This window comes from Streptomyces sp. NPDC005808, assembly GCF_042871385.1.
In the GTDB taxonomy this organism is placed as follows: domain Bacteria; phylum Actinomycetota; class Actinomycetes; order Streptomycetales; family Streptomycetaceae; genus Streptomyces.
Window position 1 is genome coordinate 20,720 of sequence record NZ_JBIAIK010000002.1, and the last position, 18,294, is coordinate 39,013.

Annotated in this window: 12 protein-coding genes and 2 pseudogenes; 9 read left to right on the plus strand and 5 right to left on the minus strand. The window is 69.9% G+C overall.

Annotated elements, in window-relative coordinates:
• Positions 1-115 precede the first annotated feature (115 nt).
• From ACFYPC_RS03645 to ACFYPC_RS03655, 3 genes are all read left to right on the plus strand, one after another.
• The gene (locus tag ACFYPC_RS03645) at positions 116-1,027 is read left to right on the plus strand and encodes a LysR family transcriptional regulator (RefSeq protein ID WP_388670153.1); all 912 of its coding nucleotides are present in this window, start codon (positions 116-118) and stop codon (positions 1,025-1,027) included.
• Between the two features lie 188 nt (positions 1,028-1,215).
• Entirely contained in the window at positions 1,216-2,853 is a 1,638-nt protein-coding gene (locus tag ACFYPC_RS03650; RefSeq protein ID WP_388670156.1) for an APC family permease, read from the plus strand.
• A gap of 178 nt (positions 2,854-3,031) precedes the next feature.
• On the plus strand, positions 3,032-3,898 hold the full coding sequence (locus ACFYPC_RS03655) for a GyrI-like domain-containing protein (protein ID WP_388670159.1): 867 nt from the start codon (positions 3,032-3,034) through the stop codon (positions 3,896-3,898).
• Positions 3,899-3,969: 71 nt separating this feature from the next.
• Here the strand turns inward: ACFYPC_RS03655 and ACFYPC_RS03660 are convergent, their stop codons facing one another.
• The 3 genes and pseudogenes from ACFYPC_RS03660 to ACFYPC_RS03670 form a co-directional block, all read right to left on the minus strand.
• Positions 3,970-5,511, minus strand: a complete 1,542-nt coding sequence (locus tag ACFYPC_RS03660) for a carboxylesterase/lipase family protein (protein ID WP_388671966.1) — start codon at positions 5,509-5,511, stop codon at positions 3,970-3,972.
• A gap of 117 nt (positions 5,512-5,628) precedes the next feature.
• Positions 5,629-5,871 (minus strand): annotated as a pseudogene (locus ACFYPC_RS03665) (DUF397 domain-containing protein); the annotation flags it as partial.
• 8 nt (positions 5,872-5,879) lie between these two features.
• Positions 5,880-6,098: pseudogene (locus ACFYPC_RS03670) on the minus strand (Scr1 family TA system antitoxin-like transcriptional regulator); the annotation flags it as partial.
• A gap of 12 nt (positions 6,099-6,110) precedes the next feature.
• Between ACFYPC_RS03670 and ACFYPC_RS03675 the strand changes: the two are divergent.
• The 4 genes from ACFYPC_RS03675 to ACFYPC_RS03690 all read left to right on the plus strand — a co-directional run bounded on the left by ACFYPC_RS03675 (position 6,111) and on the right by ACFYPC_RS03690 (position 10,498).
• Positions 6,111-6,434, plus strand: coding sequence for an ATP-binding protein (locus ACFYPC_RS03675; RefSeq protein ID WP_388671969.1), 324 nt, complete (start codon positions 6,111-6,113; stop codon positions 6,432-6,434).
• 157 nt (positions 6,435-6,591) lie between these two features.
• Positions 6,592-8,067, plus strand: coding sequence for an alkaline phosphatase PhoX (locus ACFYPC_RS03680; RefSeq protein ID WP_388670162.1), 1,476 nt, complete (start codon positions 6,592-6,594; stop codon positions 8,065-8,067).
• 197 nt (positions 8,068-8,264) lie between these two features.
• Complete coding sequence (locus tag ACFYPC_RS03685; RefSeq protein ID WP_388670165.1) at positions 8,265-9,986, plus strand: PHP domain-containing protein; 1,722 nt, start codon at positions 8,265-8,267, stop codon at positions 9,984-9,986.
• Complete coding sequence (locus tag ACFYPC_RS03690; RefSeq protein ID WP_388670168.1) at positions 9,983-10,498, plus strand: hypothetical protein; 516 nt, start codon at positions 9,983-9,985, stop codon at positions 10,496-10,498. Before ACFYPC_RS03685 ends, ACFYPC_RS03690 begins: the two co-directional genes overlap by 4 nt.
• A 106-nt stretch (positions 10,499-10,604) precedes the next feature.
• Here ACFYPC_RS03690 and ACFYPC_RS03695 read toward each other — a convergent pair whose 3' ends face one another.
• A complete protein-coding gene (locus tag ACFYPC_RS03695; RefSeq protein WP_388670171.1) occupies positions 10,605-13,532 on the minus strand; it encodes a glycoside hydrolase family 2 TIM barrel-domain containing protein in 2,928 nt (975 codons plus the stop codon).
• 156 nt (positions 13,533-13,688) lie between these two features.
• Positions 13,689-14,939, minus strand: coding sequence for an FAD-binding protein (locus ACFYPC_RS03700; protein ID WP_388670174.1), 1,251 nt, complete (start codon positions 14,937-14,939; stop codon positions 13,689-13,691).
• 278 nt (positions 14,940-15,217) lie between these two features.
• Between ACFYPC_RS03700 and ACFYPC_RS03705 the strand changes: the two genes are divergently transcribed.
• Together ACFYPC_RS03705 and ACFYPC_RS03710 are read left to right on the plus strand one after the other, a co-directional pair.
• Positions 15,218-16,558 carry a radical SAM protein gene (locus ACFYPC_RS03705; RefSeq protein ID WP_388670177.1) on the plus strand — a complete coding sequence of 447 codons (1,341 nt, stop codon included), beginning with the start codon at positions 15,218-15,220 and terminating at the stop codon, positions 16,556-16,558.
• Between the two features lie 218 nt (positions 16,559-16,776).
• The gene (locus ACFYPC_RS03710; RefSeq protein ID WP_388670180.1) at positions 16,777-18,270 is read left to right on the plus strand and encodes a cellulose binding domain-containing protein; all 1,494 of its coding nucleotides are present in this window, start codon (positions 16,777-16,779) and stop codon (positions 18,268-18,270) included.
• Positions 18,271-18,294 lie beyond the last annotated feature (24 nt).

Sequence of the window (18,294 nt, forward strand, 5' to 3'; positions counted from 1 at the left end):
GTGGCATAGGTGCTTTCGAGGTGTCGAGCTTTCGACGCCTCGAGGGCCTTCGATACGTCGAGCTTCGCCGCAAACCCACTCGCCCGTCCAAGACCCCTCGTGATAGCCCATGGTTATGGCCATGGATGTCCACGGGCGGGACCTGCGCTACTTCGTCGCGGTCGCCGAAGACCTGCACTTCACGCGCGCCGCCGAGCGCCTCTTCGTCTCCCAGCCCGCGCTGAGCAAGCAAATACGCATGCTGGAAAGGCAGTTGGGGGTGGAGCTCTTCGAGCGGGACCGGCAGGGCGTGCGCCTGACGGCGGTGGGCGCGGCCCTCCTGCCGTACGCGCGCCGGGTCCTCGCCGACTGGGACGCGGCGGCCGAGATCGTCGAGCGTGCCAAGACCGAGCAGCGGGCCACACTCGTCGTCGGTATGAGCACCAGTCCGGGACGCGGCGGCCTGCTGCCGGCCATCAGGTCCCGGTTCAGCGAGGTCCATCCGGCGGCCACGGTGCGGCTGCGGCAGGTGAGTTGGGAGGATTCGAGCGCCGGGCTCGCGGACGGCTCGGTGGACGCGGCGTTCGTGTGGCTGCCGATGCCGGACGCGGAGCGTTACGAGTGGGTGGTGGTGGCCGAGGAGCAGCGCCATGTCGCACTGCCGGACACGCACCGCCTCGCGCCCCGGCAGGAGATCGATCTCCGTGACCTCCTCGACGAGCCGTTCATCGCCCTCCCTGAGTCGGCCGGTGTGCTGCGCGACCACTGGCTCGCCAAGGAAGACCGCGCCGGGCACCCGGCACGGATCGGCGCGGAGTGCGCGAGCGCCGACGAGACGTACGAGGCGCTGGTGGACGGCCGCGGCGTCTGCCTGCTCGCCGCGGGCAACGCCCCCCTGCTCACCCGGGGCGGCATCGTCACCCGCCCGGTGCGCGGTATCTCACCGAGCCGGTTCGCTCTCGCCTGGCGCGCGGGTGACGGGCGTCCGCTGGTGCGGGCCTATGCGGAGGCGGGCCGCCTGGCCTCGGGACGCCGCCGCCCCACCTGACCGCGGCGGAGCAATTCTGAATTCCCGGGTACAGAAATCCTGAAGTGCTTTCCAGGAACAACCCTTGTAACGGTCAAGAGTAATGCAACGGCCTTCTCCGCAGCGGCAATCCGAACCTAGCCTAAGACCTCTTGTGCATTGAATTCATCTGTTCAATGCATTGCTCATATATGAGAGGCCCCTGAGAAATGGTGAGCGTCGACAGCGCTGTCCCGAAGGCCACAAGGAGCCCGAGCGGCCTGCGGCGGGACGTCAGTCTGATCGGACTGATGTGGGCCTCGGTCGGATCCATCATCGGCTCCGGCTGGCTCTACGGCGCCCAGAAGGCCGTGGTGATGGCCGGTCCCGCGGCCGTCATATCGTGGCTGATCGGCGCGGTCGCCATCGTGCTGCTCGCGCTGGTGCACGCCGAACTCGGGGGCATGTTCCCGGTGGCGGGGGGCACCGCCCGCTACCCCCACTACGCGTTCGGCGGCCTGGCCGGCATGTCCTTCGGCTGGTTCGCCTGGCTGCAGGCGGCGACCGTGGCGCCGATCGAGGTCGAGGCCATGATCGGCTATGCCGGGCACTGGCAGTTCGCGCAGGGGTTCCAGCACTCCGACGGCACCCTGACAACCAGCGGATTCGTCGTTGCCGTCTTTCTGATGGCCGTGTTCGTCGTGGTCAACTTCCTCGGCGTCCGCATTCTCGCGCACACCAACAGCGCGGCCACCTGGTGGAAAGTGGCCATCCCATTGGCCACGATCTTCATCATCGCGCTCACCAACTTCCACCCGGGCAACTTCACCTCGGAGGGCTTCGCCCCGTTCGGCGCCAAGGGCGTACTGAGCGCCATCAGCAGCAGCGGAATCATCTTCGCCCTGCTGGGCTTCGAGCAGGCGATCCAGCTGGCGGGCGAGAGCCGCAACCCGAAGCGTGACCTGCCACGCGCGACCCTCGGCTCGGTGGCCATCGGCTCGGTCATCTACGTCCTCCTCCAGGTCGTGTACATCGCCGCTCTGCCGCACACCTCCTTCGCGCACGGCTGGGCCGGGCTCGACTACCCGGGCATCAGCGGCCCCTGGGCGGGTCTGGCGACGGTGGTGGGCCTCGGCTGGCTGGCCGTCGTGCTGTACCTCGACGCCGTGGTCTCTCCGGGTGGCACCGGCCTGATCTACACCACCGCGACCTCGCGCCTGTCCTACGGCCTGTCGAAGAACGGCTACGCCCCGAAGGTGTTCGAGAAGACCGACGCCCGTGGCGTGCCGTGGTTCGGCCTGATCCTCTCCTTCGTGACCGGGGTGATCTGCTTCCTGCCGTTCCCCAGCTGGCAGCAGCTGGTCGGTTTCATCACCTCGGCGAGCGTCCTGATGTACGCGGGTGCGCCGCTGGCCTACGGTGTCTTCGCCGACAAGCTGCCGCACCACGACCGCCCCTACCGGCTGCCCGGCGGCAAGCTGATCTCCCCGCTCTCCTTCGTCGTGGCCAACCTCATCATCTACTGGGCCCGCTGGGACACCCTCTGGCGGCTGGGCGTGGCGATCATCCTCGGCTACGTCCTGCTCGGCGGCTACGCCCTCTACGCCACGCGTAAGGGCCTGCCCGACGCGCCCAGGATGAACTTCAGGGCCGCCCAGTGGCTGCCCGCCTACCTGGTCGGCATGGGCCTGATCTCCTGGCAGGGCGGCTTCGGCGGCGAGGGTCACATCGGCCTGTGGTGGGACGTCCTGCTCATCGCCGCCTTCTCCCTGGCCATCTACTACTGGGCCCGGGCCGCGGCGCCGCGCCCCGAGGAGATCGAGCGGAGCATCGGCGAGGTCGCGGTCACCGAGGCGCCCGCGCACTGAGACCGAGCCGGTCCAGCACTTGCGGGGAGCAACGGCCTCTACTGCCGACGTACGTACGCCGAGTGCAGGCGCTCAGCGTCGCGGGTGACTCTGCCACCCCACCGGAGCGGGCACAGGATGTCGGGTCCGGCAGGGTGGGTCCTTCCTAACGTGGTGATCGGAAGGGAAGGGGGCCCGGGTGCTGGAGCGGTTGAACCAGGCCATGGAGCACATCGAGGACCACCTTGATCAGCGGATCGAGGTGTCCGAACTCGCGCGGATCGCGCTGACGTCGGAGTACCACTTCCGGCGGCTGTTCTCGGCGCTGGCGGGGCTCCCGCTGTCCGAGTACGTCCGGCGCAGGCGGCTGACGGTCGCGGGTGCCGAGGTGCTGGCCGGGGAGCGGACGCTCCTTGAGATCGCGGTGCGGTACGGCTACTCCTCGGGCGAGGCGTTCGCGCGGGCGTTCCGTGCCATGCACGGCGTCGGTCCCGGCGAGGTCAGGCGGCTCGGCGCGAGTCTGCAGTCCCAGCCCCGGATGTCCTTCCGCCTCATCGTCGAAGGGAGCAGCAGCATGCGGTACAGGGTTGTGGAGAAGGACGAGTTCCGTGTGGTCGGCAGGAAGGCGCGGGTCCCGCTCGTGCACGAGGGGGTGAATCCGGGCATCGCCGCTTTCATCCGGGGGCTCGGCCAGGAGACGATCCGGCGCATCGAGTCTCTGTCCGACCAGGAGCCGCAGGGGCTCATCTCGGTGAGCGACAATCTGGCCGAGAGCCGCGCCGAGGGAACCGAACTCGACTACTACCACGGCGTGGTGACCGGTGCCGCGGTGCCCGAGGACATGGACGCGCTCACCGTGCCGGCCGGTGCCTGGGCCGTTTTCGAGAGTTCTGGGCCGTTTCCGCAGACGCTCCAATACCTGTGGCGGGACGTGTTCACTCAGTGGTTCCCGTCCAATCCCTACCAGAGCAGGCCGGGACCCGAGATCCTGCGGACCCGGCTGTCGCAGGACGGGACACAGGCCGACGCGGAGTTGTGGATCCCCGTGGAGCGGACGGCGGTCTGAGGTGAAAAGACACGCGCGCGTCTGATGGAGTACTTCGTCCTTCACCCCGACCTGTCGTGCCGACGCGGACGCTACCGGCCGGTCAGTGGCAGCGCCGGGAAGACGTGGTCCTGCCAGATCACGCGGGAGCTCTCCTCCGGGTACGTCGTGACGGTCGGGGTGGTGTCGAAGAGCCGGGTGAGGCGTTGGGCGGGGGTGTAGGGGTCCCAGCCGGGGGTGCCGTGGGTGGCGAACTCCGTCCACGCGGTGCGGATGTGGACGGACAGGGTCTCGGCTTCCTGGGAGGGGGTCTCGCCGATCAGCATGGCGGCCTGGGTGTCGCTCAGGTTGCCGAAGACGAGCGGCACGTCGAGGCCGTGGCAGGCGCCGAGGATGCCGCCCATACCGGGGGCGGGCCAGGTCAGTTCGTAGACATGGGCACGGCCGCCGGCCGCGACCTGGACCTCGGCGAGGTTGAGGCTCGACATGCGGAACAGCCAGTCGGAGTTGACCAGTTCGTAGAGGTCGTCCGGGCTCGCGAGCGGGAACGCGGCTCGGTAGCGCTCGGCGCCGTCGGCGCCGGGGGCGAAGGAACGCAGGGCGGCCGTCGCCTGCTCTTCGGTCACCTGGCCGAGGAGACCGTCGAGTGCGGTGAGCAGTCGCTGTTCCTCGCGGGTGTGGCCGACGAGGAGTTCGATGTCCCGGCCCGCGCCGTCGGCCAGCGCCTGCCAGGGAGTGACCGGCAGGGTGTCGCCGTCGATGACGGGTGAGATGAGGATCGACCGCTGCGCTGCCCGGCCCCAACGATCCGCCCACTGGGCCGCTTTGGCGGTGACCGCGTCGCCCGCCGCGGCGAGCCGCGGCGGGGTCACGCCGGACAGGTCGGCCACAGTGGGGCGCAGGCCCAGTTCCGAGGCGTACGCGGCAGCGATGTCGGCGGCCAGCGCGGGTGTGAAGAACGTGCTCTGCACGCTCTGCGCGATCGCCCGGCGGAACAGCCCGGCGGCCCTCGGCATCGCCAGCAGCGCGGCGACCGACCCCCCGCCCGCCGACTGGCCGAAGACCGTGACCTGGTCCGGATCGCCGCCGAACGCCTGGATGTTGTCCCGCACCCACGTCAACGCGGCGACCTGGTCGAGCAGGCCCCGGTTGGTGGGCGCACCCTCGATCTGCGCGAAACCCTCAATGCCCACACGGTAGTTGAAGGTCACGACGACGACGCCGCCCTCGCGGGACAGGCGGCCGCCGTCGTACTCCGGGAGGCCGGACGTGCCGATCACATAGGCGCCGCCCTGGATCCACACCATCACCGGGAGCCCGGCCCCCGGGGCCGGATCCGGCGACCAGACGTTGACCGTCAGCCAGTCACCGTCGCCCTCGGCGTCCTGCGACAGCGCGTCCATGCCGAACGCTCCGGCCTGCGGGGGCGGCGTGCCGAACGACAGCGCGTCCCGTACGCCGTCCCAGCCCCGTACGGGCTGCGGTGCGGCGAATCGGTTTGCGCCGACCGGCGGTTCGGCGAACGGGATACCGCGGAAAACCGCGAGCCCCGCCTCACTGCTGCCGCGCAACACCCCGGCCGCCGTGCGTACTTCGGGGGAGGACTGGGGCTCGGACGACTGGGGCACGGTCACAGGCACCTCGGATTCCTTCCGGGAGATCCGGAGACAGACGCTTCTGTGCCGGATCCTCCCGCCTGGCCAAGGCGCGGGCCACTCATTTAAAGGGGCGCCGGATGGTCGAAACCTGAGTCACCGACGCGCGGCGAACTCCACGAAGTCCGTCCACGCGGTGGGGGAGAGGGCGAGTCGGGGGCCGCGGATGTTCTTGGAGTCGCGGATGTGGATGGTGGTGGGGCAGGCGGCGACTTCGACGCAGTCGCCTTCGCTGCCGCTGCTGTACGTCGACTTGCGCCAGGCGAGAGCCACTTCAACGCACGAGTCGCCCTGCGAGCCGCTGTAACTGCTCTTGAACCAGGCGAGTTGGGTCGTGGTGGTGCTCGTAACGCTCCTCGCATCTCCCGGAGCAGGCTCACGGAGTCGTCGGGCGTGAGAGCCTGTGAGCGCATCTTGGCATACCGCTGCTGGAGCACGCTGATCGCTTTTCGGTCGGTGATCAGCTGGCCGGTCTTCTGGCCTTCCGAGTACGCGAACCACTCGTTCTCCGGGGTCTCCAGTAGTTGTAGCGGACCATCGAGTCCCGCGTGCCGCGCCTGTCGGAGGTCAGTGAAGCCGTGACCCTCGTCGTCGCCGAGCTCGCGGCGAACGCGGTGCGGCACGGGCGGGTGCGCGGGCGAGACTTCCGCGTACGGCTGGTGCTGCGCGAGGACGTCGTACGGGTGGAGGTCGCGGACGGCAGGGCCGACCGGCTGCCCGTCCTCCAGGAGTCGTCGGACGGCGAGGGCGGCGGGCGCGGGCTGCTGATCGTCGTGGCGCTGGCGGAGCGGTGGGGTGTGGAGCCGCGCGAGGACGGGACGTACAAGACCGTCTGGGCGGAAATCGCCGTACCGAGGAGGCTCGGGGGCGCGGCCCGTGCGAGCCTTCCGCCTGGGCGCTGAAGGAGAGAAAGCTCACGAGCGGGCTAAGGTATGGACCATATGTTCGGTGTCTCGCACAGACGTTGCGCGGCGTTCACCTAGCGTTCGGCAGCGCAGGGAACTGTGTGCGGCGCCCCCCCCACCGCAAACCCCGGTTCGTGCCACACAGGAGACCAACGTGCCTACCACCCGAAGAGATTTCGCCAAGACGTCAGCCGGTGCGGGAATCGCCCTCATCGGCACTGCCGGTGTGCTGTCCACCGCCAGCTCGTACGCGTACGCCGCCGAGACGGCTGAGGACGCCAAGAGCCGGGGCCAGGAGATCGACGCCACCGAGCAGGTCTCGCAGGGACACCAGAGCGAGACGGGGTACGGTCCGCTGATCGACGACCCCAAGGGGCTGCTCGCGCTGCCGGCCGGGTTCTCCTACAAGGTCGTCACCCACGCCGGTGTCACCAAGATGGACTCGGGTGAGTTCACGCCGAACAAGCACGACGGCACGGCCACCTTCAAGGGCACTCGCGGTTCCACGCTGCTGGTCAACAACCACGAGATCAAGGACTCCCGCACGGCCGTCCCGTTCCCGGTACCGCTCACCCCGGGACTCGTCTACGACCCCGCCGCCCCCGGTGGCTGCACGGTCGTCGAGGTCTCCAAGGACGGCGAGCACGTGGCCGAGTGGGTCGGCATCGCGGGCACCCAGCAGAACTGCGCCGGCGGCCGTAGCCCGTGGGGCACCTGGCTGACCTGCGAGGAGAACTCCGCCAAGGCCGGCGAGAACGGCATGACCAAGGATCACGGTTACGTGTTCGAGGTCGACCCGTACGACCGCCGTGCGAACCAGGACCCGAAGCCGATCAAGGCGCTCGGCCGGTACGACCACGAAGCCGTCGTCGTGGACACCAAGCGCGGTCACCTGTACCTGACCGAGGACGCCTCGGGCCCCAACGGCCTGTTCTACCGGTGGACTCCGCCGAAGGGCTTCAAGCACGGCCGGGGCAAGCTGCGGACGCTCTCCGACACCGCCGGTGTACTGGAGGCCTTCAAGTGCTTCGACTCCAAGGGGCAGTTCGTCGACGACCTGTCCCGCGCCACCAAGGCCGGCACCTCCTACAGCGTCAAGTGGGTGGCGGTTCCGGACCGCGATGCCAAGACCGTCGCGACGCGCAAGCAGTTCACCGACACGCAGGTCACCCGCGCCCGCAAGCTGGAGGGCATGTGGTGGGCCGACGGCGGCACCTACGTCGTCTCGTCCTACGCCCGTGAGGAGAGCCCGGTCCAGCACGACGGGCAGGTCTGGTTCTACGACCCCGCCCGCGGCACGCTGACACTCAAGCTGATCCTGGGCGTCAACCCCGACCCGGACGCGAACGACGGCGTCCTCGACGGTCCGGACAACATCACGGTCTCCCCGTACGGCGGTGTGATCATCGCGGAGGACGGCGAGGGCATCCAGCACCTCTTCGGCGCCACGGAGTCGGGCCAGACGTACCCGATCGCCCGGAACGAGCTGAACGACGGCACCGCGGAGGACCCGAACTACAGCGAGTTCGCCGGCGTCGTTTTCTCGCCGGACGGCAAAACGCTGTTCGCGAGCATCCAGAACCCCGGCATTCTCTTTGCCATCACGGGCCCCTGGCGCTACCAGCGCTGATTCCGCACCCCGCAACTCGCAGGACGTCCCCAACTGTCGTGACAGACACGGCAGTTGGGGTATGTGATGTTGACTGGTCCAGACCGCCGCGCCCGGGTCGCCGAGCGCTCACCCGGTAGCCGCCCAACGTTCATGTTTCACATCGAGTCTCCATCTCGCGCCCCCGCATATGCGGGCGTTGATCTCAGGAGGCAAACATGGGGCACGGACACGCTCACGGGCACGGGCATCACCACCACGACCACACCCACGATCACGCTGACACTCACGAGGGCACGGCTCTGCCCGCCGCCTTCGACACCTCCGTGCCCGACGAGGCGCTGAGCCCCGACCAGCAGTCGCGCCGTACGATGCTGCGCCGCGCGGGTCTGCTGGGTGCGGGCATCGCCGCGAGCGGCGTGCTGGCCCAGGGCGCGGCGGCGGCCCCGGCGTACGCCTCCGAGAGCCGTCGCAGAACCAACGGGTTCCTGTGGCTGGCCGGCGACCATCACATCCACACCCAGTACAGCGACGACGGCAAGTACCGCGTGAGCGACCAGGTCCGTCAGGGTGCACGGCACGGCATGGACTGGCTGGTCATCACCGACCACGGCAACGAGACGCACGCCAAGATCGGTGTGGAGAAGGTCAACCCGGACATCAGGGAAGCCCGGGAGACGTTCGAGGACACGCTCGTCTTCCAGGGTCTGGAGTGGAACATACCGGGCGCCGAGCACGGAACGGTCTTCGTGCACCCCGGCGACAACGAGGTGTCCGTCCTGAAGCAGTTCGAGACCGCCTACGACGGCCGGGTGACGGGTGCCACGGGCTCCTCGCCCGCGAACGAGGCGCTCGCCGTGGCGGGACTCGTCTTCCTCTCGGAGCAGGTGCAGCGGCGCAAGGTCAAGGACGCGCTGATGCTCGCCAACCACCCGGCGCGGCGCGGTGTCGACTCGCCGCACGAGATCCGCGGCTGGCGCGACGCGGCGCCCTCGGGCAAGCAGATCGCCGTCGGTTTCGAGGGCGCGCCGGGCCACCAGGCCGCCGGTATCGCGGCGCCGTTGGGCCCGGGCCGTGCTCGTGGCATCTACGACAACAACCCGAGCGCCGACTCCTTCGCCGGTTACCCGCTGGAGAGCTATCGCACCTGGGGCGGCTTCGACTGGATGACCTCCACGGTCGGCGGCCTGTGGGACAGCCTCCTCGCCGAGGGCAAGCCCTGGTGGATCACCGCCAACTCCGACTCGCACCAGGTCTACGCGGACACCGCCAAGCGAGGCGGCCCGGACACCGACTTCGCCCTGAACGGCAAGCACACCGACGCCGTGTACGGCGGCAAGGTCGACCTCGCCCAGAGCGACTACTGGCCCGGCCAGTACAGCCGTACGCACGTCGGGGCCGACGGCTTCTCGTACGCCGCGGTCATGGACGGCATCCGGGCCGGCCGCGTCTGGGTCGACCACGGGCAGCTGATCAGCGGCCTCGACGCGCGTGTTTCGGGCAGCGGCAAGTGGGCGACGCTCGGCGGCGCGCTGCACGTCAAGAAGGGCACCAAGGTGACCCTGACGGTCGACGTCGCCCTCGCCAGTGGCTCCAACTGGGCTGGGTTCGTACCGAAGTTGGCCCGGGTGGATGTCATCCAGGGCGATGTCACGGGCGAGGCCGCCGACAAGGACACCTTCAGTGCGCCGACGGCGAAGGTCGTCCAGTCGTACGAGGTGAACAAGTCGTCCGGCACGGTGCGCATCACGTACTCCCTCGGCCAGGTCGACCGTCCGCTGTACGTCCGTCTGCGGGGAACGGACGGCAACCGCTCAGCAACGGGCATCAACGGCGCGGCGGTCGACCCGCACGGCCCGGCCCTGGACGTCGTCGGCGATGCCGACCCGTGGCTCGACCTGTGGTTCTACTCCAACCCGGTGTGGGTCCTCCCGTCGTGAACCAGCCGTACGTCATCGGGGTCGACACCTCTGTGTCCGCCCTGCTCGAAGCCGATCACCTGCTCCAAACGCTGGAGGCCGAACTCGCCCTGCCCGAGGGCTCGTTCGGCTGCACGCACCTGGTGCGCGGTGATCGGCCGCGGGTCGCGCTGTCCTTCGCCGTCCCCTCGGAGGCGGCGCTGAGCACCGTCCGCGAGTGGCTGACCGTCAAGGGGTACGAGGTGTCGGCCGAGGCCCCGGACGCGGTGGGCCGCGCGGTGCTGTACCCCGGCGTCTCGGAGCTCACCGGCACGGTGACGGTCGCGGAGCTGCTGGCCCGCTCCGCGATCGACCGCGTCACCGTGCTCGGCACGTCCGGCTCACCGTCACCGGACCAGTCGCTGGTCACCCGCGATCACGTACGCCCGGCGTGGCGCGACGGAGAACTGGTGCTCGCGGCGATGCCGGCGGCGGGCGGCACTCTGGTGCCGTTCGAGGTGCCGGACCCGACGCCCTGCTGTGCGGATCACTGAGGCGCGCGGCGGCGGCCACCCCGGTAGCGGGGGAGGCCGCCGCCCTCTTGTCGTTCGGGCTGTGCGCGTCCGGTGTGTCAGTCTGTTCGGGCTGTGCGCCGGTGTGTCAGTCGTGGATCTCCGAGAAGACGAACGAGAACTCCGTCGGGGCGGCCCGCAGTTGGTACTCGGGCAGCGCGGCGGGCCCGCACGACTGCGAGCCGATGCCCTGCTGGCCGTGGTCGAGGTTGACCCAGACCGTGTCGCCCGGCTCCAGGTCGGTGAGGTGGTCTGCGGCGTCGAGCCGCTCAGTCGTCCAGCGGCGGGCCGTGAACCAGAAGGACGGATCACCTTCCATGCGCAGGCCGCCGATCTCCGCCCAGCGGACGTCGGCCCGCGCGCCGTTCTCCTGCGGACGGACGTACGGGGTTTGCAGCTCGTCCACCGATGACTCCCAACGAGCCACCATCGAGGCTGACTTGGTGTCCGGATAGCCCTCACCGGGCCCGCCGCCGAACCACTTCACGCGGTCAGCCGACGCGGGCAGTCCGAACCGGATCCCGAGCCTCGGCAACGGCAGCGTCCAGTCACCCTCCGGCGCCACGGACACCGTCAGCCGCAGTCGCGTCCCGTCCGAGGTCCACCGGTACACCGTGCGCAGGCCCACCTCCCGGGCCGCGGGCGCCACCCGGGATCGTACGGTCAAGGCGTCGTCGTCCAACTCGACCCCGTCCAGCCGGTGTTGCATCCGGTGCAACCCCAGCTTGCGCCAGAGCGGGCCGAGTCGCTCGTCCGGCCGCCAGGCCGCGCCTTCGTCGTTGTCGGTCGGCGCGCGCCACACGTCGAGACGCAGCCCGGTGACGTCGACCCCGCCGACCGTCTTCAGCGCGCCGGTCCGGGCATCGAAGACGGCGGGCCCGAGGGTGATCTGCCGCACGCCGAGGACGGGACCGGCGGACTGGACGACGGGATCCAACGCTTGTTCGCTCACCGGAAGTTGGGCCCAGGCGACCTGGTGTCCCTTCGGACCCCACGCCGTCCTGGCCGCGAGCACCGCCCGCACCGTCCACCCCGTCTCGGCCCCTCGGCCGTCCGCGGGCGGCGCCGGCAGCTTCACTTCGGCCGACTCGCCCGGCGCGAGCGGGGGTACGGACAGCGCGCCCGCCCCCACCGTGTCCCCGTCCACCTGGTAGGACCACTCGAAGGTGAGCGCCGAGAGGTCGGCGAAGTCGTATGCGTTGGTGATCCGGACCGTGCCGTCCGGCCCGTCGCCCTCGATACGGACCGGCTCGATCACCTTCTTGTACTCGACCAGCCCCGGAGACGGCGTCCGGTCCGGGAACAACAGCCCGTCGCAGACGAAGTTCCCGTCGTGCAGTTCCTCCCCGAAGTCACCGCCGTACGCGAACCCGTACCGCTCGTCCTTGATGCCGTGGTCGATCCACTCCCAGACGAAGCCGCCCTGGAGGCGGTCGTACGACTCGAACAGCCGCTGGTAGTCCGCGAGTCCGCCCGGCCCGTTGCCCATGGCATGCCCGTACTCGCAGAGGATGAAGGGGAGTTGGCGCCGCTTGTGCGAGCCGCCGTCCAGGCCGCGGCCGATCCGTTCGACCTCCGCGTGATCGAGATACATCCGTGAGTACATGTCCGTGTCACGGCAGTTGAAGTCACTCTCGTAGTGGAGGAGCCGTGAACTGTCCCGGGCTCGGATCCACTCGGCCATGGCGGTGAGCCCGCGCCCGGTGCCGGCTTCGTTGCCCAGGGACCAGATGACCACGGACGGGTGGTTCTTGTCGCGTTCGACCATCCGCGACGCACGGTCCAGCAGCGCCGGTGTCCAGCGCTCGTCGTCCACCGGGTTGTCGCGCCAGCCCTGCTCGGTGAAACCGTGGGTCTCCAGGTCGCATTCGTCGATGACCCAGAGGCCGTACTCGTCGCACAGGTCGAGGAAGGCGGGGTGCGGCGGGTAGTGCGAGGTGCGGACGGCGTTGATGTTGTGCCGCTTCATGAGCAGCACGTCCTGCCGCATCGTTTCCGGATCCAGCGCGCGGCCCCTCGTGGGATGCCACTCGTGCCGGTTGACGCCCTTGAAGAGGATCGCCCTGCCGTTGACCTTGATGAGGCCGTCTTCCAGTACGACCGTGCGGAAGCCGATCCGTAGCGGTACGCGCTCGCCCTCCGTCGTCAGCACCCCGTGGTAGAGGCGCGGCGTCTCGGCCGTCCACGCCTGCACCGGCACGGTCACCGACTCGCCGGTCGCGACATCGATGCCGAGGGCGGGGACGGTGACCCGGCCCTCGACGTCGGAGTCGACGCGCAGGGTCCCCGCACCGCCGACATGGTCGTACGAGGCGTGCACGAAGAAGTCGAGCACGCCGCCCGCCGGCCGGTGCAGCAGCGTGACGTCCCGGAAGATGCCCGGCAGCCACCACTGGTCCTGGTCCTCCAGGTACGAGCCCGCCGACCACTGGTGGACCCGCACCGCCAGCACATTGCCGCTCGGCTTCAGCAGATGGCCGACCGCGAACTCGTGCGGCAGCCGGGACCCTTTGTACTCGCCGATGTCCGTGCCGTTCAGCCAGACCCGGGCGCAGGACTCGACACCGTCGAAGCGGAGCACCGAGCCGCCGTCCCCGGCGGGCCACCGGCCGGGCAGGTCGAAGACCCGCAGGTGGTCGCCGGTCGGGTTGCCGGTCGGCACCCTCGGCGGATCGACCGGGAAGGGATAGCGATGGTTGGTGTAGATCGGCGCGCCGTACGCCCTGCTGCCCGGCGTGCCGTACCCCCCGCTACCCGGCGTTCCGTACGCCCCGTCGCCTTGAAGGACCCAGTGGCCGGGGACCGAGATCTCCGCCCAGTTCCCGGCGTCGTATCCCACCGCGGCGAAGGAGTCGTCCTCGGCGTCGGCGGTGGGGGAGAGCCGGAAGCGCCAACTGCCGTTCAGCGAGAGGGTGTCGGCGTCCGAGGTCGCGTACCACGCGCGTGGCGGGAGCGCCCCGCTGCCGGGTGAGACGTCCTCGACATGGTCAACGGCGGTAGCGGTGCGGAAGGACATCGGTCTCCAGGTCCTCAGAGAAGGGTGATGGTCTGGTTGGTTATGTACCAGGAGAGGGCGATCCGCACGCTCGGTAGGCGGGACACGCCGGAGCTGTGTCGGCCGGACTCGGCGCGCCGCAAGGTCATGGCCCGTGGCGGGCTTTCGACAGGGGGGTCAGGAAAGGGGATGGAGGAAGGCCCCCACGAAGGCGTTGGTGAACTTGCCCGCCGGGTCCAGCGCCGCCGCGAGCGCCCTGAACTCGCCCAGCCGCGCGTACCGTTCGCGCAGCACCGCCGCAGGCACGGTGAACACCTTGCCCCAGTGCGGCCGCGCGTCAAAGGGGTCCAGCGCCTCCTCCACCCGCCGCACCACCGGCAGTACGGCCGCGGTGTCCTCGACCCAGGTGAAGTGCAGGGCGACGGAGTCCCGGCCGTACGCCGGGCTCAGCCACTGGCGGTCGGCGGCGACGGTCCGCACCTCGCAGACCTGGAGCACCGGCGCGATCATCTCGCGGATCGCGTCGAGCGCGTGCAGTGCGGCCAGGGCGTCCGGGCGTGGCAGCAGATACTCGGACTGGAGCTCGGCCCCGCTGCTCGGGGTGAACTCGGCGCGGAAATGGGGGAGTCGCTCGTGCCACGGGCCGGGGACACCGAACTGCTGGGTGCAGTTGCCTGCGGGCATGCTGGGCACCGGGTGCATCGCCCTGGTGGCGGGCGCGGACCACGGGAACTCGGCCGGCGCCTGGTCGGTGCGCCGCTTGAGCCACACCTGCCGGAACCCCGGCCGCACCCAGTCGGTGAAGAGACTCACGCTGTACGCCGACGCGGCCACCGTCTCGAAGTCCAGCCCCGCCAGGGGGAGTTCGGTGAAGACGTGCTGAGCCACCTGATAGTCCGGCTCCAGGTCGAGGGTGAGCGCGGTGACGACACCCAGCGCGCCCAGCGAGGTCACGGCGCCGTCGAAGCGCACGTCGTCCCGGCCGATCGTCACCGTCGATCCGTCCGCCGTCACGAGCTCGACCTCGCGCACGGCGGTGGCCAGCGAACCGTTCGTGACCCCGGAGCCGTGCGTGCCGGTCGCCACGGAACCCGCCACGGAGATGTGCGGCAGGGACGCCATGTTGTGCAAGGCGAGCCCGTGCCCGTGCACCCGGCGGGCCAGTTCGGCGTAACGGACGCCGCCCGCCACCCGTACCGTACGGGCCGTCGTGTCGACGTCCACCGCAGGGGGCAGCGCGGTCAGCGAGAGCAGTACGCCGTCGTCGCCCGGATCGGCGACCTCGTTGAAAGAGTGCCCGCTGCCCAGTACGCGTACCTTCGCACTGTCCGCCACCAGCGTCGCGAGCGCGTCGAGCGAGTGCGGCCGGTGCAGTTCCTTCGCGGTGTACGTGATGTTGCCGGCCCAGTTGGTCAGGGTCTGTGTCATCCCGAGGAAACTACCTTGCCCGGGCGCTGTACCCCATGGGGCGTCGGGTGCCTCGGCGGGGGCGGGGTGTTTCGCCCCCTCCGCCCCTGCCCGTCCCGTTTCTGGGTGGCTGCCGCCCCCCCAGGCCCCCGCTTCGGCCTGGACGGCCTCGTCCTCAAACGCCGGACGGGCTGAGAATTTCCGGAGCGATGGGGACCCGGCACGGTGAGCGCACAGGGAGGGGCATACCGTGAGGAGTCGAGCACGGAGTTCGGACACGGGGAGCGAGGGAGATCGGAATGGGCGGCAGTCGCACCGCGCTGGTCGAGGATCTGATGGAACGGTTCCCGCACGTGCCGCGGGAAGCCGTCTTCAAGGAGGACCTGCTCAGGGGAGGCCTGGCCTTCGACCCGTCGGCTCTCTCCGACAACGAGGGCGGCGACGTCAAGCCGAAGTCGTACTTCATCTTCTCCTTCGACCACGGCACCCTGCCCGAGCTGGGCGAGGCGGCGCTCAGGCGGCCGCCCGAGGAGATCATCCTCACCGGTGGCCCGTACGACCTGCGCCGGACCGTCGTGTCCGTGCGCGTGAACCCGTCCTCGCCGTACCGCGTGGCCGCCGGTGAGGACGGTGTGCTCGGGCTCTACCTCGAGGGGAAGCGGATCTCCGACGTCGGGGTGCCGCCGATGCCCGAGTACTACAAGCACACCCTCTCCAACGGGAAGTCCGTGATGGAGGTCGCCCCGACCATCCAGTGGGGCTACCTGATCTACCTCACCGTCTTCCGCGTCTGCCAGTACTTCGGCGCCAAGGAGGAGTGCCAGTACTGCGACATCAACCACAACTGGCGCCAGCACAAGGCCGCCGGGCGTCCGTACACCGGCGTGAAGGACGTCGACGAGGTCCTCGAAGCCCTGGAGATCATCGACCGGTACGACACCACGAAGGCGTCCACCGCGTACACGCTGACCGGCGGCGCGATCACCTCGAAGCTCCAGGGCCGTGACGAGGCCGACTTCTACGGCATGTACGCCAAGGCCATCGAGGAGCACTTCCCGGGCCGCTGGATCGGCAAGGTCGTGGCACAGGCGCTGCCGAAGGACGACGTACAGCGCTTCAAGGACTACGGCGTGCAGATCTACCACCCCAACTACGAGGTGTGGGACGAGTACCTCTTCAAGATGTACTGCCCGGGCAAGGAGCGTTACGTCGGCCGCGACGAGTGGCACAAGCGCATCCTCGACTCGGCGGATGTCTTCGGCGCGCGCAATGTCATCCCCAACTTCGTGGCGGGCGTGGAGATGGCCGAACCCTTCGGCTTCACCACCGTCGACGAGGCCATCGCGTCGACGACCGAGGGACTGCGCTTCTTCATGTCGCACGGCATCACGCCCCGCTTCACCACCTGGTGCCCGGAGCCGACCACCCCGCTGGGCAAGGCCAACCCCCAGGGCGCGCCGCTGGAGTACCACATCCGGTTGCTGGAGGCCTACCGCTCCACGATGGACGACTTCGGCCTCGCGTCCCCGCCCGGATACGGCCCGCCCGGCCCCGGCAACGCCGTCTTCTCGGTGAGCTCCTTCATGGACAGCCTGCCCGCGCGGGCTCCCGAGCCCGTGACGGAGCCGTCCGGCCTGTAGGCGTGTCCCTGGGGTGTCCGGAAGGCTGAAATCCCGAACGCGCAACCGCCTTCCACGTCAATTGACGTGGACAGGTCTAGGGCGGCTTGTCAGTTGTGTGGGAAGCGTGAAAGGCTCGGGCTCGCCGTGGAAACGGCCCCAACTCCCTTGCGTAACGCACGAGTTGACACCCCATGGCATGACTTGGCAGATGGATGCAGTTGACGCAGGAGCCACCGATGCCCGACCTGCCGACCCCCCAGGACGCCGCCGAGGCCGCACTGTTCTCGGAGTGCTGGGACGTGGTCCTCTCGTACGCCGATCTGTGCACGTCCGGTTCCGCCGCGGCCACACAGCTGGCGACAGAGGCGTTCACGCACGGCATCCGTGAGTCCCGCGCCAGCGGTTCCGCAAGGAAGGGTATCGGTCGCCGAACGGCCCGGCTGCCCCGAATTCCCTTGCTGCTGACCTCGGTTCGGACCACCGCCGCCGCCTGGGAGCAGTACGGGCAGGGCCACCGGCTCGACCCCGAACTCCGCCTGTGGCTCAACTCCGAGAAGGCGGCCCGTTATACGGGGCCACCGCTGCACCGCCCGCTGGCGCTGCGTGGCCTGCGGGACATGCAGGAACCGGACGCGGCACTCCTGTGGCTGACCGAGGTCGAGGCGCTGCCGCTGCCGGCGATGGCCCGACGGCTCGGCCTCGACCCGGCGTCCGCGGCCGAGGAACTCGCCCAGGTGCGGGCGCTGTTCAGGGGCCGTTGCCATCGCAACCACCTCGACACCCCGATGGACGCCAACTGCCGAAGCTACGCCCGCCTCCTCGACGCGGTGACCCGTTCGCCGGGCGCCGAGACGCCGGAGGATCTCTCGTGGCATCTCTCGCGCTGCGTGGAGTGCGCCGAGGCGGCGGCCTGTCTGCGCCTGCACGGCGGCGGGCTGCCCTCCGCGCTCGCGAGCGGGGTGATCGGCTGGGGCGGCCTCGCGTATCTGGAGCGCCGTCGCCGGGCGGCGGACGCCGGTCTGCTGGGCGGGCGCCGGGGCACGGCTGTGGATACGGGCATTGCCGAGAGCTGGGCGGCTGTGCCCCGGATCGGCCGGACCGCGCTCCTGGTCACGGCCGTCGTCGTCTCGGTGCTGGCCCTGACGGTCTCGCTGATGCCTTTCGACAGTGCCGCGGAGGGTGGCACCACCACAGCGGGCGGCGAGTCGGGGAACCGGCTGCCCGTGGTGGAGCCGGGAACCGTGCTTCCGTCGGCCACCGCCCGCCCGTCAAGCGCGTCGGCGTCGCCCGATCCGTCGGAATCGGCTCCCGTCTCCGGCACGGCCCCGAACCCTGATACCGCACCCCAGGGCAAGCCCTCGTCCGCCGCCGACGTCACGCAGAAGGCGGCGGCACCCACGAAGAGCGCGGCGCCGACCTGCGAGGTGCGCTACCAGATCGCCGGCCAGTGGGCGGACGGCTTCCAGGCCACCGTCACCGTCACCTCCACCAAGGCCCTCGCCACCTGGGGTGTCTCCTGGACCTTCCAGGACGGCCAGGGCGTCACCCAGATGTGGGACGGCACCTTCCTCCAGCAGGCCTCCCGGGTGACCGCCACCGCCGCCGACTACAACAAGACAGTCACGGCCGGCGCGGCCTTCACCGTCGGCTTCCTCGGCTCCTGGCAGGGCACCAACTCGGTCCCGGACGATTTCACGCTGAACGGCGCGAACTGTACGAGCGAGAGCTGACCCCGCCGGCCCACGGGCCGAGGT

What these genes read in the sequence shown, in the direction of transcription:
- ACFYPC_RS03705 (WP_388670177.1), top strand. Translation starts at nt 15,218, where the DNA reads ATGGGCGGCAGTCGCACCGCGCTGGTCGAGGATCTGATGGAACGGTTC.
- ACFYPC_RS03685 (WP_388670165.1), top strand. Translation starts at nt 8,265, where the DNA reads ATGGGGCACGGACACGCTCACGGGCACGGGCATCACCACCACGACCAC.
- ACFYPC_RS03710 (WP_388670180.1), top strand. Translation starts at nt 16,777, where the DNA reads ATGCCCGACCTGCCGACCCCCCAGGACGCCGCCGAGGCCGCACTGTTC.
- ACFYPC_RS03645 (WP_388670153.1), top strand. Translation starts at nt 116, where the DNA reads ATGGCCATGGATGTCCACGGGCGGGACCTGCGCTACTTCGTCGCGGTC.
- ACFYPC_RS03700 (WP_388670174.1), bottom strand. Translation starts at nt 14,939, where the DNA reads ATGACACAGACCCTGACCAACTGGGCCGGCAACATCACGTACACCGCG.
- ACFYPC_RS03650 (WP_388670156.1), top strand. Translation starts at nt 1,216, where the DNA reads ATGGTGAGCGTCGACAGCGCTGTCCCGAAGGCCACAAGGAGCCCGAGC.
- ACFYPC_RS03695 (WP_388670171.1), bottom strand. Translation starts at nt 13,532, where the DNA reads ATGTCCTTCCGCACCGCTACCGCCGTTGACCATGTCGAGGACGTCTCA.